Here is a 20,001-nt window from a genome sequence, read left to right on the forward strand (position 1 = left end):
GCGCGCGGACGTTTGCCCGGGCGCGACCGGCGAGCTTGCGCCGGGACGGCGATGGAGCGACGCTTTTCGGGCCCATGATCATCGAGCTCGAACGCGGCAGACAGGCAACCCTCGATCAGATCCGCGACCTCGCGGTGCGCTTCGGCAATCGTGTCGAACTGAGCGAGGGCACGGGGGTCTACGACACCGTCCACATCATCGGCGACAGCCGCGAGTTCGCCAGCCGCGAGAGCTACATCCTCGGCCTGCCCGGGGTGCGCGCGGCGTGGCAGCCGACCGGCGGCTACAAGAACATCGCCCGGGTCGTGCGCGGCAACGAGGGCAAGGCCCTGCACCGCGAGCGGCGCGTGGTCGAGGTCAAGGGCCTCGACGGCAAGGCGCGCCGGTTCGGCGGCGGCAACGGCAAGCACATCTTCGTGTGCGGCCCGGACTCGCCGCAGACGCTCGAGCAGACGCTGGCGACGGCGCGGATGGCCCGCGAGGTCGGCGAGAAGTTCGGCATCCTCGACCGCGTGATGCTGCGCGGCGGCGCGTTCAAGCCGCGCACCCGGCCGACCGACTGGCGCGGCCTCGGCATGAAGGGCATCGCCATCATGGACGCGGCCCGCGAGGAGACCGGCCTGCCGTACGTCACCGAGGTGATGGACCACAACCTGGTCGAGCAGATCGGCGCCCACGCCGACATGCTGCAGATCGGCACCCGCAACGCCCAGAACTTCGACCTGCTCGAGTCCGTGGGCCGCTTCGGCAAGCCGGTCATCCTCAAGCGCGGGTTCGGCAACGAGGCCGAGGAGTGGTTCTACTCCGCCGAGTACATCGCCAACCAGGGCAACCTCGACATCGTCCTGTGCGAGCGCGGGATGAAGACGCTCTACACGAAGGGCGGCTACTGCCGCAACCAGCCCGACCTCAACGCCTGCACCCATGCCCGCAAGCAGACCATCCTGCCCATCATCTTCGACCCCAGCCACGTCGCCGGCGACCACCGCATCGTCGCCGAGAACCTGATGGCCGCCTGCGGCCACCTGGTCGACGGCTCGATCACCGAGACCGTCCACACCGAGGCCTGGCGCCGCGAGCAGCTGTGCGACGCCGGCCAGGCGCTGGTGATGGACCAGTACTCGATCCTGGTCGAGGCGGTGCTCGAGTACGAGAACCACGTCGCGCCCAGGATGAAGACGATCCTCCGCATGCTCGGGACCGACTGAGCGCGCTCGGGCAGTTGCCCGAAAGGGCATGTACGAAGGGGCATGTTCTTCCGGGCATGCCCCTTCGAGCATGTCTGGAGGGACATGCGGCGAAGGAGCAGGTCCGCCGCGGCGAGATCGAGCAGGGCGGAGCCCGCGCCCGCGAGTCGATCGACGGGCGGGCGAATCGCCGCGGCCGCCCGCTGCGGCGCGAGTCACCGCGAGAGCGCGGGGCGGGCGAATCGCCGCGGCCGCCCGGTGCGGCGCGAGTCACCGCGAGAGCGCGGGGCGGGCGAATCGCCGCGGTCGCCTGGTCCGGCGCGAGTCACCGCGAGAGCGCGGGGCGGGCGGTGGCGGGGGGTGAATGCCTGCGCAGGGCAGCGAGAACGGCGATGCGGGGCCGCGGGTGGCCGCCCGCAACGGTCCGTTCAGCTTCATGGCTGGCGCCCGACGAGCGGGCGGTGGCGCGGGTGGATCGCCCGCTACCCGGGCTACGAGAGCGGGAGCGCGAACGACAGGGCGACCGGGGCGCCGGTGAGGGCGGCCGGGTAGGAGGCGCCGATCTTGAGCTCCGGGCCCGCTTCGCCCTGGGTGAGGGCGGCGCCGAAGCGCGGGCGGATGGGCGTGCCGGGGAGCAGCACCAGGGCTGCGGCCCGGCTCACGGCGTCGGCGGCCTGCTCGGCGCTGGCGCCGGCGGGCACGCGGTCGCGCACCCACAGCGCGAAGCGGACGGTGCGACCGACCAGCAGCTGGCCGGCGAGGCTGGTCGTGTCCTCGCTGCGGTGGACGGTCGGGCAGGCGGCGAGGGTCAAGAGGTCGCTCTGCTGCGGGCCGCCGACGGCGGTCAGGCCGCGGCGCGCCAGGGCCAGCTGGGTCTCGGCGGAGCAGGGCTCGGCGGTGCCGATCGGGATGTCCTCCTGGCCATGTCGGAAAGACCTGGTGGCCGGGGCGCGCAGGTCGGCGTCGCGGCCGAGCTGGGCGAAGGTGCCGCCGAGGCGCAGGCTGGTGGCCAGCAGCGCCGCCACGGCCAGGGCCGCGCCGCCGGCGACGACGCGCTCGCCGGCCGGGGTGGCTTCGGCGGCCAGCACCGGGCCGTTGACCGCGAGGGTGAGCCAGCGGCTGGCCGGGTCGTCGCGCAGCGCGGCGAACTCCTCGCCGAGGTCGCGGGCGTCCGCGAGGGCGGCCGCGTCGGTGAGGCCGACGGCGGCGGGGGCCAGCTCGGCGCACACGGGGGCGTGCAGGTCAGCCGCGACCTCGGCCAGAGCGGCGGCCTCGGCCAGGCTCTTGAGCGGGTCGAGCAGGAACACCGCGTCGGGACGCGCCAGCGGGTCGAGCTCGCCGAGCGCGGCCAGGGCCGCGGGCAGGCCGGCGGCGTCGACGTCGAGCAGCTCGACGTCGAGATCCTGGTCGCGCGGGCATTGCCCCAAGAACAGCCGCAAGGCCCGCCAGCGCAGCTCCGCGGCCCGCAGCGTGGGGTCGGCGAGCACGGCGGCGGCGGCTCGCGCGAGGGCGGCCGACAGCGAGGCGTGGGCGGCCCGCGACGGCTCGGCGGCGGCGCCGGCCGGGGTGCTCTGGACGGTGCCGCGGACGACCGCGTCGATCGCCGAGCTGGCGGCGCTCTTCGGCGCGGTCGAGCCGCGCGCCAGGAGCTCCTCGACGAGGTCGCCGCCGCCCGCGTCGGCGGGCTTCTCGGGCGGCGGGGCGAAGCAGGCGGCGATCTCGGCGTGCAGCGGGCCGCGGCCGGCGATCCGGGCGACCGTCGCCAGCAGCTCGTCGCTGCGCGGGCGGCCGCTGGGGGCGAGCAGCCGCTCGCGCAGGCGGTGCAGCTCGCCCAGGCTCTGCTGCACGACCTCGGCTCCCGAGAAGTCGCGGAAGCGGGAGAACTTGGCCTTGACCTTGAGCTCACCGGCGGCGCCCAGAGCCGGGCCGACGTCGACGTCGACCGCGAGCGACGACTGCGTCAGGCGCTCGGCCAGCTCGGCCAGCAAGATCCGCCCGCGCCGTCCGCTCGGTCGCGGCGACAGCGGCCCGGCGACGAGGAAGTGGAGGCGCGGCGCATTGGAGATCGAGGGCTGCATCGCACGCACGCTACCCAAGCCGCAGGGCCCGCGACAATGCATGTCTCCGCGCGGCGCGATCGCGGCGGTGCGAGTCGGTGCGCGCAAATGCAACGGCGAGCCGAGGGCGCGAGGGTCCGAGGCGCACTGCGAGATGCGAGCGCGCGAGCCGACGTGGGCGGCGAGCCGGGGGCGCGGGGGTCCACCACGAGGCGCGAGCGAGCCGACGAAGCGGCGCGGGCCATCAGCCCACGAGCGCGCGACGCACGTGGCGAGGGCTGTGAGTCCACGAGGCCCCGGCGACGGTGCGAGCCCGCGGGGACGCGAGCAACTTGCCACGTTGGTAGCGAACGGAGCTTCGGGAATACGCCCGCGGGACTGACTGCAGGGCTACGGGAACACGCGGGCGCGGGCGCGCGCCAGGACGCGCTGGGCCTCGTCGAAGATCTCGTCGAAGTTGCCGGCGAGGTTCGACAGGGCGATGGCTTGCTCGGCGCGGGTGATCGCGGCGGCGTAGCGGCCGAGCTGGCACAGCTCGCCGGCGGCGCTGCTGTGGAGCCCGGCGAGGGAGGGGTGCGAGGCGCCGAAGCGAGCTTCGATCCGCGCGATCGACTGCTCGTAATGCGCGAGGGCAGCTCCGTGGTCGAAGGGGTGGAGCATCTGGAGGGAAGGCGCGGTCACGAAGAAGAGCTAGCGCGATCGTGCATTCCGTCCGGTCACTGGCGGACGGCGTGGTCGCGACATGGTTTGTCGTCGCCGCGCATGCCGGAGGGATGCGTGTGCGTAGGGCGCGCCACGGATGAGTGCGCCGCGGGCGCCCCGTACGGGATATCCTCCGCGCTCATGACGAAGTTCCGCCTGTTCCGTCGCCTCGCCTTCGCGTTCGCCATCGTCGCCGCTCCGCTCGCCGCCACCGCCTGCAAGCCGTACGCGGTCGTGCAGCAGTCGGGGCCGCCGTCGGCGCTCAAGGGCGTGACGAACCTGACCGTCGGCTTCGACTGGTCGAAGGTCACCGTGCTCGACAAGGCCAGCGAGGCCGAATACCTGGCCGAAAAGAACGACGAGGAGAAGGCCGACTTCGCCAAGATCAAGCAGGAGACCGACGCGGCGATCCTCGAGGGTCTGCGCGATCGGGGGATCAACGCCACGCCCGCGGCCGCCGACGCCGCGCCCGACCTGGTGGTCGCCTATATCCACGTGACGACCGGCATCTTCACCCCGGTGTACAGCGTGCCGTCGAAGCTCGAGGCCCGCTTCTCGTGGCAGAAGGACGGCAAGGTCACCGACGTGATCGACACCAAGTCGATGGTCGGCGCCAGCCTCACCACGCCGTCCGATCATCAGCGCATGGAGATGGCCGGCCGCAACGTCGGCAAGGCGGCCGCCAAGTTCGTCTCGGACTCGCAGGGCAAGTGACGCGCGCGCCCCAGTGACCCGCGTCGCCGAGGTGCAGGCGGCGCGAACGTCTCCCGCGCCGCGTGGCACCGGCCCACGTCAGGTCGGCGCGCCGCGGGCGGTAGACTGTCGTCGTGCCGTGGCCGCTCACCGTCCTGGCTGTGTTGGTCGGCCTGTTCGCGCTCGACCGGCTGCTCCTGGCGCTCGAGCGCGGCGGGTACATTTATTATCGGGTCCGCAAGCCCTCGGGCTCGGGGGCCGGCAACGCCCTGGCCGAGCTGCAGCAGATGCTGTCGCCGTCGACGCAGCACGTGATCGTCGCCAAGCGAGAGCAGCGGCCCGAGCACGTCGACGACGGCGGCCCGCCCGACCCCGACGGCAAGCCACCGGGGCGTGGTACGCTGGGACCGTGAGCCTGCGGGACAATCGCCGCCGCTTGCCGGTGGTGGCCTCGCTGCCGCGGCCCGACGATCGCCGTGCGCTGACGCGGGTCGCCGGCGAGGCGCCCAGGCCGCGCTACGCGGTGTGGGAGCTGACGCTGAAGTGCGATCAGAAGTGCATTCATTGTGGTTCGCGGGCCGGCGCGGCGCGACACGGCGAGCTGACCACCGCCGAGGCGCTGGCCCTGGTCGCAGACCTGCGCGCGCTCGGGATCGGCGAGATCACGCTGATCGGCGGCGAGGCCTACCTGCGCGACGACTTCATCCTGATCGCCCGGGCGATCCGCAGCGCCGGCATGGACTGCACCATGACCACCGGCGGGCTCAACCTCGGCGAGGAGCGGGTGGCGGCGCTGGCGGAGGCGGGGATCCGCAGCGTCAGCGTGTCGATCGACGGCACGCAGGCGGCCCACGACGCTCTGCGCGGGGTGCCGGGCAGCTTCGAGCGGGCGTTCGCGGCGCTGGCCCGCCTGCGCGCGGCGGGGGTCGGACGGGCCGTCAACACGCAGATCAACCGCCTCACGCTGCCCACGCTCGAGGCGCTGCAGGAGCGGCTCGTGGCCGAGAAGATCGGCGGCTGGCAATTGCAGATCACTGCGCCGTTCGGCAACGCGGCCGACCACCCGGAGATCCTGCTGCAACCATTCATGATGGTCGAGGTGTTCGCGGTGATCGAGCGCCTGATCGCCCGCGGCGCGCCGCACGGGCTGCGGCTGTTCCCGGCCAACAACCTCGGCTACTTCGGGCCGCTCGAGGCGGAGCTGCGCGGGCGGCAGAAGGCCGGCGGGCACTACAAGGGCTGCATCGCCGGCCGCCACGCGCTGGGGATCGAGGCCGACGGGACGATCAAGGGCTGCCCCAGCCTCGGCGGCCCGGCCAACGTGGCAGGCAACGTCCGCGAGCGGCCGCTGCGGGAGATCTGGGAGCACGCGCCCGAGCTGCAGTTCACCCGCGCCCGCACCGTCGACGATCTGTGGGGCTACTGCCGCGATTGCTATTATAATGATGTGTGTATGGGCGGCTGCTCGGCCACCAGCGAGCCGCTGCTCGGGCGCCCGGGCAACAACCCGTACTGTCATCACCGCGCGCTCGAGCTGGCGCGCGCCGGGCTGCGCGAGCGCATCGAGCCGGTCGCGCCGGCCCCGGGGGTGCCGTTCGATCACGGGCTCTATCGCGTGGTCCGTGAGTCCGTCGACCCGGAGCAGGCGGCGCGTGGACCGGTGGGGATCGACGACCCCCGCGTGGGGCGCGAGGTGCAGCCGTTCGGCCCGGGCGTGCCGATCACGTGAGCGAGCGGTCCTTCGGCACCTGTCGCGCAGGGCGAGCTGTCCTTCGGAACATGTGATTGCTGAACACCTGTCCTTGGGGACATTTTTGAAGCCGCGGGTGGGTCCCATGTCAGACATGTCCCTGGGGACGTGTCATCCCATTCACGGCGGCGGGATGCACACGCCGATCGCCTTCGAGGGCCGGAGGCGGCCTGGCGACTCCCGGGGGCGAACGACTTTGCGGCCGAACGTGCATGTTCTTGAGGACATGTCGTGAAGAGCAGGCGGGCCGCGCGTGCGACATGTCCTCTGGGACATGTTCACGGCGGCAGGATGCACACGCCGACGTCGTCGAGGCCGGAGGGCGCCTGGCCCTGATCGAACCAGGCGATGCACTCGACGCCGGCGCCGTTGCACATCGGCGCGGTCAGGTCGCAGTAGCTCAGGCAGCAGCCGGGCGCCTGCGCGTCGCACTCCGTGGCATTGCCTGGGTCCAGGCAGGCGAGGCCGAGGTCGCAGGCGTTGAGGAACTCGCACGGCTCGAACTCGGCGCCGCCGTCTTCCGAGACGTCGACGACGCAGGCGAACTGGGACGTGTCGAAGGGGTTGGAGACGCACACCTCGCCGGGCGCGCAGGCGGGGGCCAGGGGGTCGCAGGTGGGCACGCACACGTGCGCGGTGTCCCCGAACTGGACGCAGGTGGCGGCGGCAGGGCACTCGGGGAAGTCGGGGGTGCCGTCGCACTGGGCGATGCAGGTGCCCTGGAGGGTCTGCCCGTCGACGTCCCAGCACACGCTGCCGACGGCGCACGAGTCGAGGCCGCTGCCGAACGAGCCCTCGACCGTGCACGGCTGGCCGGGCTGGTCCGGCTCGCGCGCGACCGGTACGCACTCGGTCGCGTCGAAGACGTCGCCCTCGCTCTGCTTCGGCGCGCACTTCTGTCCTTCGGGACAGTCCTGCTCGAAGGTGCTGCACTCGATCGGGTTGGCGAAGTCGGCCGGGCAGCCGCCGTAGAAGCTGCAGCCGGTGTCGCTGGTGTCGATGTCGCCGGTGCTCGACAGCTCGCCGGTGCTGCTCGCCTGCGTGGTCGCCGGGCCGTCCGTGGTCGCGGTGCTCGCGGTCGACGTGGTTCCCTGCGTGCTCGAGGAGGTCGGCGAGGTGGTCGTCGTGTCGCCGCCGCTGCTCGTGCTCGTGCCCGTGCTCGGGGTCGCGGTGTCGCTGCCGGTCTCCTCGACCGGCCGGCCGCTGCACGCCGCCTCGAGCGCGCCGAGCAGGACGACCGCCCCGAGGCGCGCGGCCCCGGTGGTGCGCAGCGAACGGCCGCAGAACGGGCACGCGCCCTCGCTCGGGCGGACATGGCGGTGACAGGCGTCGCAAAGCTTCATAACCCGGCGAAACTACCATATCGCCATACGAGGCGTCCAAGAGTTCGCCATCCGCGCCTCAGGAAGAAGCTCGGGGGCGCTGGGGGACACCCCGGAATGCAGGGGCACGAGACGGCGTGCGGCGAGAGCGGAGGTCGCCATGAAGCAGGGGCATTGTCCAGGGGCGGGCCGCTCGAGCCGATCCTCGACGCCTCAAAGTGCGCAGGACGCGTGCCTCACCACCGGTCCGCCAATGCGAGGATCACCGGGAGCGCGAATCCGCCCCGCGGCGGGAGGGGACAGCGGGCGATTGTGCCGTACCTTGCGATCGTGACCCAGGACCCCGCGGCTGCCCTGGCGGCGCTCACGGAGGCCGAACAGCTGGCGCGGCAGATCCAGCGCGACCTGTGGCGGCGCGCGCTGATCGACCAGCTGGCCGTCGGGGCCCGGCCGGAGCTGGAACACGCCCGGCCGGGCAGCCTGGCGGCGTCGCTCGGGCTGCCGGCGTGGGCGTGGATGGTGTGGGCCGGGCTGGCGGCGGTGGTGTTCACGGCCCCGGCGCCGGGGTTCCTGCTGCTGGCCGGGCTGGCGGCGGCGCTCGCCCTGGTCATTCGCACATGGCTCACGGTACAGGCGGCGCCGCAGCTGTTCAGCCCCGACGCGGCGGCGCTGTCCCGCCTGATGGCCGCCCTCGAGGCCGGCGCCCGCGAGATGCGAGCCCTGCCGACAGACCCCTACCGCGACCACCCATGCGAATGGGTCGGAGGCGATCCGACCGCCGCCGAGCGCCCGTGGACCGAATTGTCGACCATCGCCCGCACGGCCGCGGCGCTGCGTCGCCGGGCCCTCCCTCCTGGCGAGCGGCCGGCGGGCGGCTGAGCGGTCGTAACGGCGTCACGGACTGACCTTCGGGACATGGCGAAAAGGCCCGGTTCGGCGCGATCCTGCGCCGATGTGCAGCCTCGAACCTCACGCTTCCGCGCAGCGCGGTTGCGCCCGGTCGGGGTAAGCTGGGGACGTGCGGGGAATGAGACCAGACCTGTCCACGCCGCCGGTCTGCGAGGCCCTGGCCGCGGCCGCGTCCTGGCGCGCCGGCGCGGCGTCCGCCGGCGCGGCGGCGGCTGTCCCTGAGGACATCTCTGGCGATTCGCTCGCTGCGGTCCTGCCATTTGCGGGTCGCGCCAATCGGGTCCGCCGCCGGTATGGGGCGGTCGACGCATTATCCCCGGTATCCCGTCCGGCGATCACCAATCACGGGGGTCCAGCATGCTCGGCGTTCGTTCTCCGATGAAGCCGACCCTCGGCGAGGGTCGTGGCGTCGCCGTCCGCGGCGGAGTGGGCCTCGCGGCCCTCGTGCTCGCGGTCGCCTGCGAGGGCCCCGAGCCGGCCGCCTCGTCGTTCGCCATCCCGCCGGCCCTCACTGCGTCGACCTCGACAGGCGAGGGGCCGGAGGGCTCGACGAGCACGACCACCTCGTCCTCGTCGTCGTCGTCGTCGTCGACCGAACGTGTCCCCGAGGACAGCTCGACCGGCAGCAGCGGCGAGGCGAACACGACGGTGCCGCTGCAGGACCTCGGGATGCCCGACCTCGGCGACCTGCACCCGGTCGGTTGCAAGGGGAAGATCGACTTCCTGTTCGTCATCTCGCGCTATGCCTTCATGGACGTCATGCAGGCCCGGCTCATCGAGGCGTTCCCGTACTTCATGGAGACGATCGAGAGCAAGTTCGCCGACTTCGACTATCAGGTCATGGTGATCGACCCCGACGAGACGTGGGGCCACGCCTTGTGCAACGAGGATTGCAGCCCCGAGGGGTGCTCGGTCCCGGACTACCCGTGCGAGGCGGCGGCCGAGCTCACCGCCTGCGACACGACGCTGGGCGCGGGGACCGTCTTCCCGGCCGGCAAGGGCGCGTCGAACCACGACTGCGGGCTCCTCGGCGGCCGCCGCTACTTCACCCGCGAGCAGCCGGACCCGGTCGGGACCTTCGCCTGCCTGGCCCAGATCGGCCTCAACGGCGACGACGAGCTCGGCGAGGCGGTGACCGCGGCGGTGTCGCCGGCGCTGAACGGCCCCGACGGCTGCAACGAGGGGTTCATCCGCGACGACGCGCTGCTGATGATCACGTTCATCGCCAACACGCCCGACACCGACTCGGAGGGCAAGCCGAAGCTGTGGGCGGAGGCGATCACGAACGCCAAGCACGGCGACCCCAGCTCCGTGGTGATGTTCAGCATCCAGAAGCCGGAGTGCAACCCATGGGACATGGTGTGCGACCTGGTCAAGTACTACTTCCCGTACTGGTACATCATCGACAACGACGAGCCGGACTATCGGCCCGGGTTCGACATCGCGACGGATCGGATCAACCAGGCCTGCTCGGCCTTCATCCCCCAGTGAGCGCTACGGAGCGATGAAGGCGACTGCGGGGTAGCCGCCCGCCGTCATGCCGCCGGCGTAGATCTGGCCGTAGGGCCCGATCGCCAGGGCCGTGGGCGTGTGGAGGGCGAGCGCGTCCTGGTGGTCGTAGGACCAGACCGGGTTGGCCTGGAGCGGGAACCACGCCTCGGCGAAGAACGAGGTCGAAGCCTGCTCGCCGTCGCGGGCGGCGACGAACACGACGTAGCCGGCAGGGTGCCAGGCGAGCGCCCGCGGGTCGGCGAGCAGCGGATCGAGCGAGCGCTGCCAGACCTGCTCGCCGGTGCTGGTGAACATCCGCAGCTCGGCGAGGTGCTCGCATTGATCGCCGCAGCCGTAGCCGCCGGTCATCGTCCGCGCGCCGGCGTCGATCGCCAGGACGCGGCCGCCGCTCTGGCTGCCGCTGTCCTGCGGGGCGACGCGCCACGTGGGGTTTTCGCCGGCGGCGTCGATGTCGAGCAGGAATTGCCGCACTCGTGTGATGTTGTCCCCGTCGTGCTTGCCCTTGAGCTCGCCGGTCACGAGCAGATGCTCGCCGGTGAAGCTGCAGTCGTTGGGCGCTTCGTTGAAGCCGGTGAGCACGGGCGGGTCGGTGTCCGGCACATAATCGTAGGTCAGGTTCTTGCCGGGTTCGCCGGGGACGAACAGCCACACGGCCGCGGTCGCGAGCTTGCCGTCGGGCCGGGTGCCGCACACCGCGGCGCGGTCGCCGTCGAGGGCGAGGGCGCGGGCGACGTCGCCGACGACGCCGGTGCCGACCTGGGTGGGCTCGGCGGCCCAGGCGTCGAACTCGCCGAGCCACCAGCGGAGCTCGCCGTCCTCGAACTTCTCGACGAGGACGTGGAGGGCGCCGTCGGCGTCGACTGCGAGGTCGATGGCGCTGCACTGCAGGCCGGGCTTGACCTCGAACACGTCGCCGGGGCCCCAGCTGCCGCCGAGGTCGCGGCGGCGCAGGTAACAGCGCGCCTGTCCCTGGGGATAGTAGGTGCCGAGCTCGATGAGCTCGTGCGACGGGGTGACGGCGAGGGCGACCACGGTGCCCTTGCCGATCGCGTTGTCGCCCTCCCAGAACAGCTCGCTGCCGAGCGGCGGCAGGGCCACGGTGAACGGGATCTCGAGCGGCTCGCTCTCGAGTTCGCCGCGCCAGGCGACGAAGGTGGCGAGGTGCGGGCCGTTGTCGAGCGCGGTGTAGATGACGATCTGGCCGGCGAAGCTGTCGGCCTCGGCGGGGCCGAGCTCGATCGGCGCGCCGCCGTCGACCCGCATGCGCACGCCGTCGGCGTGGAGCGTGCCGATGGCGACCTCGACCGGGCCGGCCTGCTGCAGCGGGTCCGGGCCGAGCGCGCCGTCGACGATCGCCGGCGGCGCGAGCGGATCGTCCTGCGTGGTGCTGCTGCCGGCGGATCCGCTGCCGATCGAGGTGGTCCCCGGGTCGTCCGCGGTGGTCCCTGGGGTCAGCTCCGGCGCGCCGGTGGTCGGCAGGCCGCCCTCGCTGACGCCGCTGGTCGCCGACGTCGACGTCTCCTGCGCCGGCGGCGTGTCCTCGGAGGTGACGTGGTCGAGTCCGGGCGCCGTGCAGGCCGCGACGCCGAGCACGACGAGGCCCGGGAGGCTGAGGGGGGCGCGCCGCTTCATCTCCGGGTCCGCGAACAAGAGGGTAGCCGAGCCCAGCGAGTTCGCGGGTCGACACGCGCGTGACTTCGAGAGCGCACGCGAGTTCGCCGAGCATCGATTGCGCGACAGACCCTTGTTCGCGGCCATTCTGTGCGCTCTGGCGATTGACCGCGGGCTGTCAATGTCAGGCCCGTAAGGGCTGGCGCGGCCGCGAATTCGTGGCAGGCCACGGTCTCGACATCACCCACGCGCGCGCGCCGGCGCTCATGTCATGATTTCGCGCGGCGCGGAAATGCTCGCACGGGGGATCCTGGGGACACGCGGGGGCCGCGAGCGCGCGCGGACGAGCGGCCGTGGGGGTGTTTCGCGCGGGGGGCGCACTGGATGTCTGAAGAGACATGTCCTTCGGGCCTGTGACGTCGTGCCGCGAATGTCACGAGCGCGGAGGGGGTCGACTCATACCATTGGCCCAGGTTCGCGATCGCATATGGCCGTAGGACACGGGGGCGGCGGTGGACCGTGGCCGCTCGGCCGAGGCCTCCTCAGAAGCGGCCCGAGAGGGTGAGCATCGCCGACCAGGGGCTGGCGGACACGCGGGCGGTGGTGCGTCCGCGCTGCGGGAGCGCGAGCAGGACGACCCCGGTGACGGCGGCGATGCTGGCGACGGCTCCGGTGACGCCGGCCACTGGGGTGAGGTTGCGGTAGATGTCGGCGAGCTGGGCGACCCGCTCGAACTCGGCGGAGGTGATCGGTCGCTGCTCGGCGTCGACGCGCTCGCCGATCTCGACGATCTCGCCGTTGACCTGGCTGCGTCGCACCAGCATCACGGCCGTGCCGACGCCGAGCCCGAGGCCGCCGACCAGCAGCAGGCTGCCGGCGATGATGCGGCGGCGAAAGCGGTCGGCCGGCCCGCTCTCGGGCGGTGGTGGGCCCGCAGGGGCCGCCGCTTCGGCGCGCAGCGAGGGGGTCGTCGGCGGCGGAGACTTCGACCGCGAGACGTCGAGCAGGGCCGGCTGCGAGGCGTCGGTCGGCGGCGGCGCGACGGGCCGCGGGCGCTGCACCACCGGCAGCAGGGCGCCCGGGCTCGCCGGCGGCACGTTGGCGGTCGCCCGCGCCTTGACGCCGCAGGGGTCCTTCGTCCCCTGCCTGGCCAGGCCCGACTCGGTGACGTCGCGCAGCCGGCTCGCTACGGCCTTGGTGTCGCCGAAGCCGACCTCGCGCTCGACGCGGCGGTACAGGTTGCGGGCGCGACACAACCCTGCGGCCTCGCCGGTGGCCGCGAACATGCGGTGGTAGCCGCGCAGCGCGTAGAAGGCGAGCTCGCGGCGCTGCCACGGCTCCAGGTCGACGCGGGCGAACGCCGTCTCGCCGTCGCGCGCGAGCTCCTCGAACCGCTCCTGCTCGACGAGCTCCTGCATGTGCCGCTCTAACCGGCCGAAATTCGTCGGCTGCGTCGCGGGGACCGGCGCCGCCGCGACGCCGGCGGCGAGGACGATGCACAGGCAAGGATTCATCGCCCCGTAGACATACCACAACCCGCCAGCGGTCGAGCAGCGCAGCGGGTGACGCGCGCCGACAATTGCGTTCGCGGGTCTGACGAGGCACCCTCCCGGTGATGCCCGTCGCGCCCGAGTCGCCCCGGTTCCGCCTGGTCGAGCGGATCGACGAGGAGCCGGGGCGCAGCGTGTACGTGGCGCATGACGAGCGCGAGCGGACGCGGGTGCAGCTGGTGTCGCTGCAGCACGCGCTGCCACCCTCGGCGGCCGAGCGGTTCGGTCGCGACGCGAAGCTGCTGGCGGCGCTGCGCCACGCGTACATCGCCGCGGTCGTCGATCACGGGGTCGGCGGCGACGGCCACCCGTACTTCGTGCGCGAGGACGAGGGCGGGGTGTCGCTGGCGCAGCGGTGGATGCAGGGGCCGCTGGCGACGGACACGTGTTGGCAGGTGGGGCTGCAGATCGCCGAGGCGCTGATGTGCCTGCACGAGCACGGCCTCGTCCACGGGGCGGTGACGGCCCGCAACATCCGCTGGAGCGACGCCGGCGTGGCCCGCCTGCTCACCGCGCCGCGCACCGACGAGGCGGACGGTGAGAGGTCGCCGCGCGCCGACCTGGGCCAGCTCGCGCGCACCTTGAAAGCGCTGATGGACCGCGACGATCCGGCCGAGCCGGTGCCCGAGCCGCTGCGCCGGGTGCTCGAGCTCGCGGCCGATGTCACGGGTCACCCGCAGCTGCGCGCCGAGGAGCTGCGCGCGGCGTGGCTGGCCGCGGGCATGGAGGTGTGGCCGCACAAGCTGGCGGCGACCCAGCCGATGCTGCGACCCGAGCCGCAGGTGTGGCCGCCGGCGGCCGACCTGACGACGGCGCCGCCGGAGCAGCCGAGCTGCAGCGACGCCGGCGAGGTCGGCTGCAGCGCCTCGGCGCCGCCGCGGCTGTACGCGCGTCGGCTCGAGCTGCGCACGCTGCTCGGCCAGGGCAAGTGCGGGCAGACGTGGCGGGCGTACCACCACATCCTCGGGCGCGACGTCGCGGTGAAGATCTTGCCGCGCACTCTGGCCCGCACGCCGGTGCTGGCCGATCTGTGCCGCGAGGCGATGGCGCTCGACAAGCTGAGCCACCGCGCGTTCCCGCGGATCTACGAGTGCGACTACAACGACGACGGCTCGTGGTACCTGGTCGAGGAGCTGATCGACGGCGAGCCGCTGACGCGCACGATCCAGCGCGGGCCGATGGACCCGCTGGCGGCGGTCGAGCTGGTGCTCGAGCTGGCCGAGGCGCTGCAGGAGGCGCACGCCCGCGGGATCCTCCACGGCGACCTCAGCTTCACCAACCTGATGCTCGAGCGCAGCCTGCCGCCGCGGCCGCGCATCATCGACCTCAGCGAGTGCCGCTTCCTCGACGCGTTTTACGCCGCCACCGACCAGCGCTACGCGCCGACGCCCCGCCACCGCGGCGACGACGGCCGCGCGTTCGGCCACCCCGGCTTCGCCGCGCCGGAGCTGTTCCGCGGCGGCGCCAAGTCCGAGCGCAGCGACGTCTACTCGCTCGGCGCGGTGCTGTTCATGCTGATCACCGGGGCGCAGATGCCCAACGCGGTCGTCCGCGAGCTGCTGGCCGCCGAGCCCGCGGAGGGCGCCGAGCGCCTGCGCGAGCACGTGGTCCGCGCCGCGCCGCAGCTCGAGGACACGTTCCTCGCCGGGGACTTCCAGGACATCCTCGCCCAGGATCCCGAGCTGCGCGTCCAGTCGATGGCCGAGCTGGTCGAGCTGCTCCGCGCCGAGCGCGACGCGCTGCGCAGCTTCCACAGCGACCGCGGCGAGCGGGCGAGCCCGCCGGCCGCGGCGTCGACCGGGTCGCGCCCGCGCGCGGCGGCGCCGGTGGCCGCGCCGACGCCTGCCTGGAAGGACATGTCCCCTGAGACACCCTCGCGGCCGGCCGCGCGCCCGCGCCGGGGGCTGGCGCTGGGCCTGACCCTGGCGATGCCGGCGATCTTCCTGGCTGTCTTTTTCGCCATGTCCGAGCAGACAGGCTCGGTGGTGTCCCCGAGCGGTGCGCCCCCGCCCGCGCCGGCCGCTGCGCCTGCGGTCGAGTCGCCGCCCAGCCCGGCGCCGCGGCCGGGGCCGACGCGCGCCGAGGTGATCGCCGCGGTCGAAGGCCTGGCGCCGCGCCTGCGCGCGTGCCCGGGGGCGCCGCGGCGGCTGGTGATGGCGCTCGAGGTCGGCGGTCCGACCCGGCTGCTCGAGGTCCAGCACCTCTCGGTCGACGATCAGCACCCGCTCGACCGCTGCATCCGCGAGCTCGTGGCGCCGCTGCGCTTCGAGGGCGCGCCGGTGCGCCACGCGATGACCGTCGACCTCGGCGGTTGAGCCCGCCGATGCGGTGGCGACGAGCGTCGGTCCGGCGTGTCTGCGGTCGCGTGAGTTCGTGGGGAGGGCAGGTGTCGCGGGTGCTCCGAGGATCGCGTACGCCGGCGGGGGAGCGATTGATTCGCGTCCTGCGGCAGAACGACGGCCGCTCGCCGGCGTTGGCACGTGGCGATGGACGACGACGGACGCGAGCCGCTGCGCACGTTCGCGGTCGCCTCGCTGTGGTCGATCGTCAGCGCGTTGCCGTCGCTGGTCCTGCACGCGCTGGAGATCCCCGGGATCGAGGGCGACGCGGCCGACGCCGGCCCGCTCATCCTCTCGGGCCTGTGGTTCCTCTGCGGCGGCCTGACGTCGCCGGCGCTGGGGCGGATCCTCGGGGCCGTGCCGGTGGTGAAGGCGCTGCCTCCGACCGAGCGCCGCCTGGACCATCTGCCGGCCGCGTGCGCGCTGCTGGTGCGCGAGGCGGCGACGATCCGCGGCCAGCTCGAGGCGCTCCGCTTCGACGAGGCGCTGCAGCGGGCGTGGGAGCTCGCCGGGGAGGTCGAGCGCGCCGGTCCCGAGGTCCGCGCGGTGCTCGAGTGGTGCGGCGCGTCGCTGCAGGCGGTGCGCGAGATCGCGGCGGCGCGCGCGGGCTCGGCGATCCCCGACGAGCGCCTGCGGACCTGCCTCGAGGGGGCGCTGGCGGAGTTCGAGCGCGCGCTGAGCTCGCCGCGCTCGGGGCTGTTCCGCTGAGCAGAGGCGCCGACAGGTGGCATCCGTCGCCTGGCGGCTGCGCCGGGGCGGAGCGGCTGCGGGATCTTGCCATGACATGTCCTGAGAGCCAGGTCGGTGCGGCGCTGGAGTACCTCGAGGTCTGCGCCGAGGGACCTGCAGCGGGGCGCCAGTCGGGGGCCTGCGTGGAGCGCAATGCCGCCCTTTCGGACCTGGGGAGGCCGCCTCGCGCGCGCGGCATGGGCTGTCCTTTGGGACATGCCGTGGCAACACGCCGGCCTCGCGGAGCCGATCGCGCGAATGTCCTTGGGGACATGTCGAGGCGACGGGCAGGCCTCGTGGGCCAAGTCATCAGGCTGTCCCTTGGGGCATGTCAAGGCGACGAGCCGGCTTCGCGCAGCGGCCATTCGGATGTCCCTGGGGACATGTCGAGGCGCGCGGTCCTCGGCGACCGGTCTTCCGGCTGGCCTTCGGGACATGTCGCGGCGCGACGGCCCCGCGCGGCGAGTCGCCCGTCTGTCCTTCGGGACCTGTCGAAGCGACGCGCCGGCTGGGCGCGGCTGTCTCTCGAGTCAGGTCGGAGCCGGGAGCACGCCGGCCTCGCGCAGCAGGCCGAGGTGGGTCGGCGTGGCGATGCCGTGCTCGGCGGCGGCGGCGACGAACCAGCCGTTGCGCCACGGCCAGTCCTTGACGGCGCCGCGGTAGGAGGCGATCGCGCGCGAGTAGGCGCGCAGGCGCTGCAGCAGCGGGGCCGCGTCAACGTCGACGCCGAGGGCGGCGCGGCCGACTGCCAGGAGCTCGTGGACGAGGGCGTCGAGCAGCTCGTCGTGGCGCTCCAGCGCCTCGCCGACGGTGCAGGCGAACCGCTGGCAGAGCAGGCCGAAGGCGCAGTTCCAGAGCAGCTTCTCGAGCATCGCGGCGGCGAAGGCCTCGCGGGCGACGACCTCGACCGGCAGGTCCATCGCCCGCAGCCAGGTCGCCACGGCCTCGGCGTGCGGGCCGGTCAGCACGCTGGTGCCGCCGGGCTCGATCGCGGCGCCGCGGCGCGGCACGGCGAAGTAGAGCAGGGCGCGGGTGCTGTCCTGAAGGCCATGTGCGAACAGCCAGGGCTCGAGGACCCCGTTCTGCACGAACACCAGGTCGGGGCGGCGCGCGGGCGGCACGCGGGCGAGCGCGTCGTCGAGGCCGGCGTTGTCGACGGCGACCACGACGGGCTCGCCAGGGGGACCGTCCAGGGCCTCCCAGCCGGCCTCGCGGGTGACGAGGGCGACGGGGATCGGGCTGCGAGCGGCGAGGGCGCCGCCGACGCGGCCGGCGCCCAGGATCGTGACACGCGACAGGACAGGCACGGCGAGCGGAACGTACGCCCGATCGCCGGACCTGTCGAGCCGCGGCGGGCGTCAGTTGGGCTGGACGCCGGGCTGCGAGGCCTGGACCGACCAGACCCAGTCGTCGAGGAGGACCAGCGAGTCCCACTGGCCGTCGGCGGTGTCCCAGATGGCGAAGCGGATCTCCATGATCTCGCCGCCGGTGACGTTGCCCGACATCTTGAGCCAGCCGGTCGCGCCGCCGGTGTGGTTGTTGCCGTTCTGGCAGTAGTCGAGGTTGTCGTTGACCTGGAAGCCGGTGCCGGCGACGCCCTGCGTGCCGGTGCAGTTGTTGTAGTTGAACGCGGTGCCGTAGCAGCCGACGATGCCGTTCTGGCACTGCGTGAACAGGCCGGGCGCGGCCTTGGCGATGTTGACGCCGACCGGGTACTTCTGGTTGTTCGGCGCGTTGTAGATGGCGATGTTGCGGTCGTTCGGGTTGCCGGCGGCGTTCGAGTTGACGAGGGTGACGAACAGGTCGTTGAAGGCCGTGCACACGTACTCGGGCCACTCGGCCGAGTAGAAGTACATCTGGACGTTGAACGACTTGGCGTTGGTCGGCACGCGGATCCGCAGCTTCAGCATCGCGCTGTCGAAGGTGCTGTTGCCCTGGGCGCCGGGGCAGCCGGGCGCGTTGGGGAAGTTGCCGCCGTTGGCGGCCAGCCAGTCGGCCGGGGCGGGGCTGTTGGCGCCGTTGATCTTGCCGGGCTGGAAGTCGGCGTAGGGCGGGTTGGCGTCGTTCTGGTCGGCGGCGTTGCCGGTCGAGAGGATCGCCAGGCTCGCGTTCTGCTGCGGGACGACGTTGGTGCCGAAGCCGGGGCGGATCGACTTGGCCTGCGAGTCGATCGCGCCGGCGCCGTTGGCCCGGCTGAGGGTGCCGGAGATCACGCCCCACTTCTTCTGGTTCTGCGGCGGGTTCTCGGTGGTGGTCTGGCAGAGGTCGATCGCCTTGGCGTACTGGAGCGGGTCCGACGAATTGCTGGGCAGGCCGCCGTCGCACGAGGGGACCGGGTTGTCCTTGGTGCCGTCGCAGTCGTCGTCGACCATGTTGCCGCCGACCTCGAACGCGCCCGGGTTGACGAGCGCAGGGTTGAGGCAGCTCGGGCCGACCTCGTCGCAGCAGTCGCCGCCGCACACGGTGTAGCCGTCGCCGTCGGCGTCCGCGTCCTCGTCGACCTGGCCGTTGCAGTTGTCGTCGAGGCCGTTGCTGCAGATCTCGGTCGGGTTGGGCGTGACCTCGCCGTTGCACGGGCCGTAGCCGGTGCCCTGCGGGTTGCAGGTCTGCATGCCCTGCTTGCAGATGCCGACGCCCTGGGTGCCGTCGGGGCCGGTGTAGCAGGCGATCTGGGTGCCCGGGTCGCACTGGCACGGGCCCTGGTTCTCGCAGCCGTTGCCGGGGTCCTTGTCGCAGTCGTTCCACGGCGCCTTGCACGACGCGAGGCCGCACTGGGCCATGAGGCACGCGGCGTTGCCGTTGGGCGGCACCGGGCAGGCGTTGCCGCAGCTCTGACAGTTGGCGGTGTCGACCAGCAGGTCGACGCAGCTGTTGCTGCAGCAGGCCAGGCCGTCCTGACACGGCTGCATGTCGTTGCAGCCGGGCACGCACTCGCCGGCGTCGCACACGGTGCCGAGCGGACAGTCGCCGTCGCCGAGGCAGCCCTTGCAGGTGTTGCTGCCGACGTCGCACTTGGTCGGGGCGCTGCAGTCGGTGTCGTCGTTGCAGCCGGGGATGCACTGGTCGCCGTTGGGATCGCAGAACTGTCCCATGGGACAGTTCGCCTCCTCGCACGGCATCGACATCGTCGTCGAGGTGCCGGGGTCGGTGGTCGTCGTGCTCGGGTCGGGGCCGGTGCTCGAGGTGTCGCTGGTGCCCGGGTCGGTGGACGTCTCGGGCGGCATGCCCGTGGTGCTGTCGGTCCCCCCCGACTCGGTGACGACCGTGCTGTTGCCCGGATCGGTCGGGGTCACGGTCGTCGTCGTCGGCTCGGTGTCCTGCGGTCCGCTGGTCGAAGAGACCTGGTTGGTGGTGGGGTTCGTCGCAGTGGTGATTTGCGGCGAGGTCGGATCGAAGGACGTTGCCGGCTGATCGTCGCCGCAAGCCGCGAGCAACACGGCACACGACGCGAGGGCCACGATATCGGGGCGAAACTTGTGCATTACAGCCACCGTATCAGGGTCGCCGCTATGCATCAATCAGCGAGACGGACGCGGCGAGGCGCGAAGCGCCTCGCACGGCCGCACGTCCTCCGAGCGTGCGGCCCGAGGGCCGGGGCCGGCGACGGTAATCCGCAATCGACGATGCCCGCGCCGAGGAC

At 72.9% G+C, this 20,001-nt stretch carries 15 protein-coding genes; 8 read left to right on the plus strand and 7 right to left on the minus strand.

All coding sequences use genetic code 11. From position 1 onward, the window contains the following. Nucleotides 1-74: 74 nt before the first annotated feature. Nucleotides 75-1,208, plus strand: a complete 1,134-nt coding sequence (locus tag O0S08_RS13110) for a hypothetical protein (RefSeq protein ID WP_269039444.1) — start codon at nucleotides 75-77, stop codon at nucleotides 1,206-1,208. A 470-nt stretch (nucleotides 1,209-1,678) separates the two neighbouring features. Here the strand turns inward: O0S08_RS13110 and O0S08_RS13115 are convergent, their stop codons facing one another. Together O0S08_RS13115 and O0S08_RS13120 are read right to left on the minus strand one after the other, a co-directional pair. Continuing rightward, entirely contained in the window at nucleotides 1,679-3,265 is a 1,587-nt protein-coding gene (locus O0S08_RS13115; RefSeq protein WP_269039445.1) for a hypothetical protein, read from the minus strand. Nucleotides 3,266-3,634: 369 nt separating this feature from the next. Next, nucleotides 3,635-3,925 carry a tetratricopeptide repeat protein gene (locus O0S08_RS13120; RefSeq protein ID WP_269039446.1) on the minus strand — a complete coding sequence of 97 codons (291 nt, stop codon included), beginning with the start codon at nucleotides 3,923-3,925 and terminating at the stop codon, nucleotides 3,635-3,637. 162 nt (nucleotides 3,926-4,087) lie between these two features. Between O0S08_RS13120 and O0S08_RS13125 the strand changes: the two genes are divergently transcribed. From O0S08_RS13125 to O0S08_RS13135, 3 genes are all read left to right on the plus strand, one after another. Further along, nucleotides 4,088-4,660: a hypothetical protein gene (locus O0S08_RS13125; RefSeq protein WP_269039447.1), complete on the plus strand. Its 573-nt coding sequence runs from the start codon at nucleotides 4,088-4,090 to the stop codon at nucleotides 4,658-4,660. Between the two features lie 113 nt (nucleotides 4,661-4,773). Beyond that, nucleotides 4,774-5,052, plus strand: coding sequence for a hypothetical protein (locus O0S08_RS13130; RefSeq protein ID WP_269039448.1), 279 nt, complete (start codon nucleotides 4,774-4,776; stop codon nucleotides 5,050-5,052). Further along, nucleotides 5,049-6,368 (plus strand): radical SAM/SPASM domain-containing protein, encoded by a 1,320-nt coding sequence (locus O0S08_RS13135; protein ID WP_269039449.1) that lies wholly within the window; start codon nucleotides 5,049-5,051, stop codon nucleotides 6,366-6,368. The genes O0S08_RS13130 and O0S08_RS13135 overlap by 4 nt, the downstream gene beginning before the upstream one ends. 299 nt (nucleotides 6,369-6,667) lie before the next feature. Here the strand turns inward: O0S08_RS13135 and O0S08_RS13140 are convergent, their stop codons facing one another. Then, on the minus strand, nucleotides 6,668-7,732 hold the full coding sequence (locus O0S08_RS13140; protein ID WP_269039450.1) for a hypothetical protein: 1,065 nt from the start codon (nucleotides 7,730-7,732) through the stop codon (nucleotides 6,668-6,670). Between the two features lie 309 nt (nucleotides 7,733-8,041). Here O0S08_RS13140 and O0S08_RS13145 point away from each other — a divergent pair, with 309 nt between their 5' ends. After that, nucleotides 8,042-8,590, plus strand: coding sequence for a hypothetical protein (locus O0S08_RS13145; protein WP_269039451.1), 549 nt, complete (start codon nucleotides 8,042-8,044; stop codon nucleotides 8,588-8,590). A gap of 408 nt (nucleotides 8,591-8,998) precedes the next feature. Further along, nucleotides 8,999-10,111, plus strand: coding sequence for a hypothetical protein (locus O0S08_RS13150; protein ID WP_269039452.1), 1,113 nt, complete (start codon nucleotides 8,999-9,001; stop codon nucleotides 10,109-10,111). Between the two features lie 3 nt (nucleotides 10,112-10,114). Here the strand turns inward: O0S08_RS13150 and O0S08_RS13155 are convergent, their stop codons facing one another. Both O0S08_RS13155 and O0S08_RS13160 read right to left on the minus strand, forming a co-directional pair. Beyond that, entirely contained in the window at nucleotides 10,115-11,764 is a 1,650-nt protein-coding gene (locus tag O0S08_RS13155; protein WP_269039453.1) for a hypothetical protein, read from the minus strand. Between the two features lie 521 nt (nucleotides 11,765-12,285). Continuing rightward, entirely contained in the window at nucleotides 12,286-13,257 is a 972-nt protein-coding gene (locus O0S08_RS13160; RefSeq protein ID WP_269039454.1) for a hypothetical protein, read from the minus strand. 101 nt (nucleotides 13,258-13,358) lie between these two features. Between O0S08_RS13160 and O0S08_RS13165 the strand changes: the two genes are divergently transcribed. Together O0S08_RS13165 and O0S08_RS13170 are read left to right on the plus strand one after the other, a co-directional pair. Then, complete coding sequence (locus tag O0S08_RS13165) at nucleotides 13,359-15,608, plus strand: protein kinase domain-containing protein (RefSeq protein WP_269039455.1); 2,250 nt, start codon at nucleotides 13,359-13,361, stop codon at nucleotides 15,606-15,608. Between the two features lie 171 nt (nucleotides 15,609-15,779). Beyond that, the gene (locus O0S08_RS13170) at nucleotides 15,780-16,340 is read left to right on the plus strand and encodes a hypothetical protein (RefSeq protein ID WP_269039456.1); all 561 of its coding nucleotides are present in this window, start codon (nucleotides 15,780-15,782) and stop codon (nucleotides 16,338-16,340) included. Between the two features lie 551 nt (nucleotides 16,341-16,891). Here O0S08_RS13170 and O0S08_RS13175 read toward each other — a convergent pair. Continuing rightward, nucleotides 16,892-17,668, minus strand: a complete 777-nt coding sequence (locus tag O0S08_RS13175) for a ketopantoate reductase family protein (protein WP_269039457.1) — start codon at nucleotides 17,666-17,668, stop codon at nucleotides 16,892-16,894. Nucleotides 17,669-17,719: 51 nt separating this feature from the next. After that, the gene (locus O0S08_RS13180) at nucleotides 17,720-19,843 is read right to left on the minus strand and encodes a choice-of-anchor L domain-containing protein (RefSeq protein WP_269039458.1); all 2,124 of its coding nucleotides are present in this window, start codon (nucleotides 19,841-19,843) and stop codon (nucleotides 17,720-17,722) included. Between the last annotated feature and the right edge of the window lie 158 nt (nucleotides 19,844-20,001).

Origin of the sequence: Nannocystis punicea (assembly GCF_026965555.1) — a bacterium.
Lineage (GTDB): Bacteria > Myxococcota_A > Polyangia > Nannocystales > Nannocystaceae > Nannocystis > Nannocystis punicea.

Coding starts and splice junctions, on each gene's coding strand:
- O0S08_RS13160 (WP_269039454.1), bottom strand. CDS start 13,257: ATGAATCCTTGCCTGTGCATCGTCCTCGCCGCCGGCGTCGCGGCGGCG.
- O0S08_RS13110 (WP_269039444.1), top strand. CDS start 75: ATGATCATCGAGCTCGAACGCGGCAGACAGGCAACCCTCGATCAGATC.
- O0S08_RS13180 (WP_269039458.1), bottom strand. CDS start 19,843: ATGCACAAGTTTCGCCCCGATATCGTGGCCCTCGCGTCGTGTGCCGTG.
- O0S08_RS13140 (WP_269039450.1), bottom strand. CDS start 7,732: ATGAAGCTTTGCGACGCCTGTCACCGCCATGTCCGCCCGAGCGAGGGC.
- O0S08_RS13150 (WP_269039452.1), top strand. CDS start 8,999: ATGAAGCCGACCCTCGGCGAGGGTCGTGGCGTCGCCGTCCGCGGCGGA.
- O0S08_RS13115 (WP_269039445.1), bottom strand. CDS start 3,265: ATGCAGCCCTCGATCTCCAATGCGCCGCGCCTCCACTTCCTCGTCGCC.
- O0S08_RS13125 (WP_269039447.1), top strand. CDS start 4,088: ATGACGAAGTTCCGCCTGTTCCGTCGCCTCGCCTTCGCGTTCGCCATC.
- O0S08_RS13165 (WP_269039455.1), top strand. CDS start 13,359: ATGCCCGTCGCGCCCGAGTCGCCCCGGTTCCGCCTGGTCGAGCGGATC.
- O0S08_RS13155 (WP_269039453.1), bottom strand. CDS start 11,764: ATGAAGCGGCGCGCCCCCCTCAGCCTCCCGGGCCTCGTCGTGCTCGGC.
- O0S08_RS13170 (WP_269039456.1), top strand. CDS start 15,780: ATGGACGACGACGGACGCGAGCCGCTGCGCACGTTCGCGGTCGCCTCG.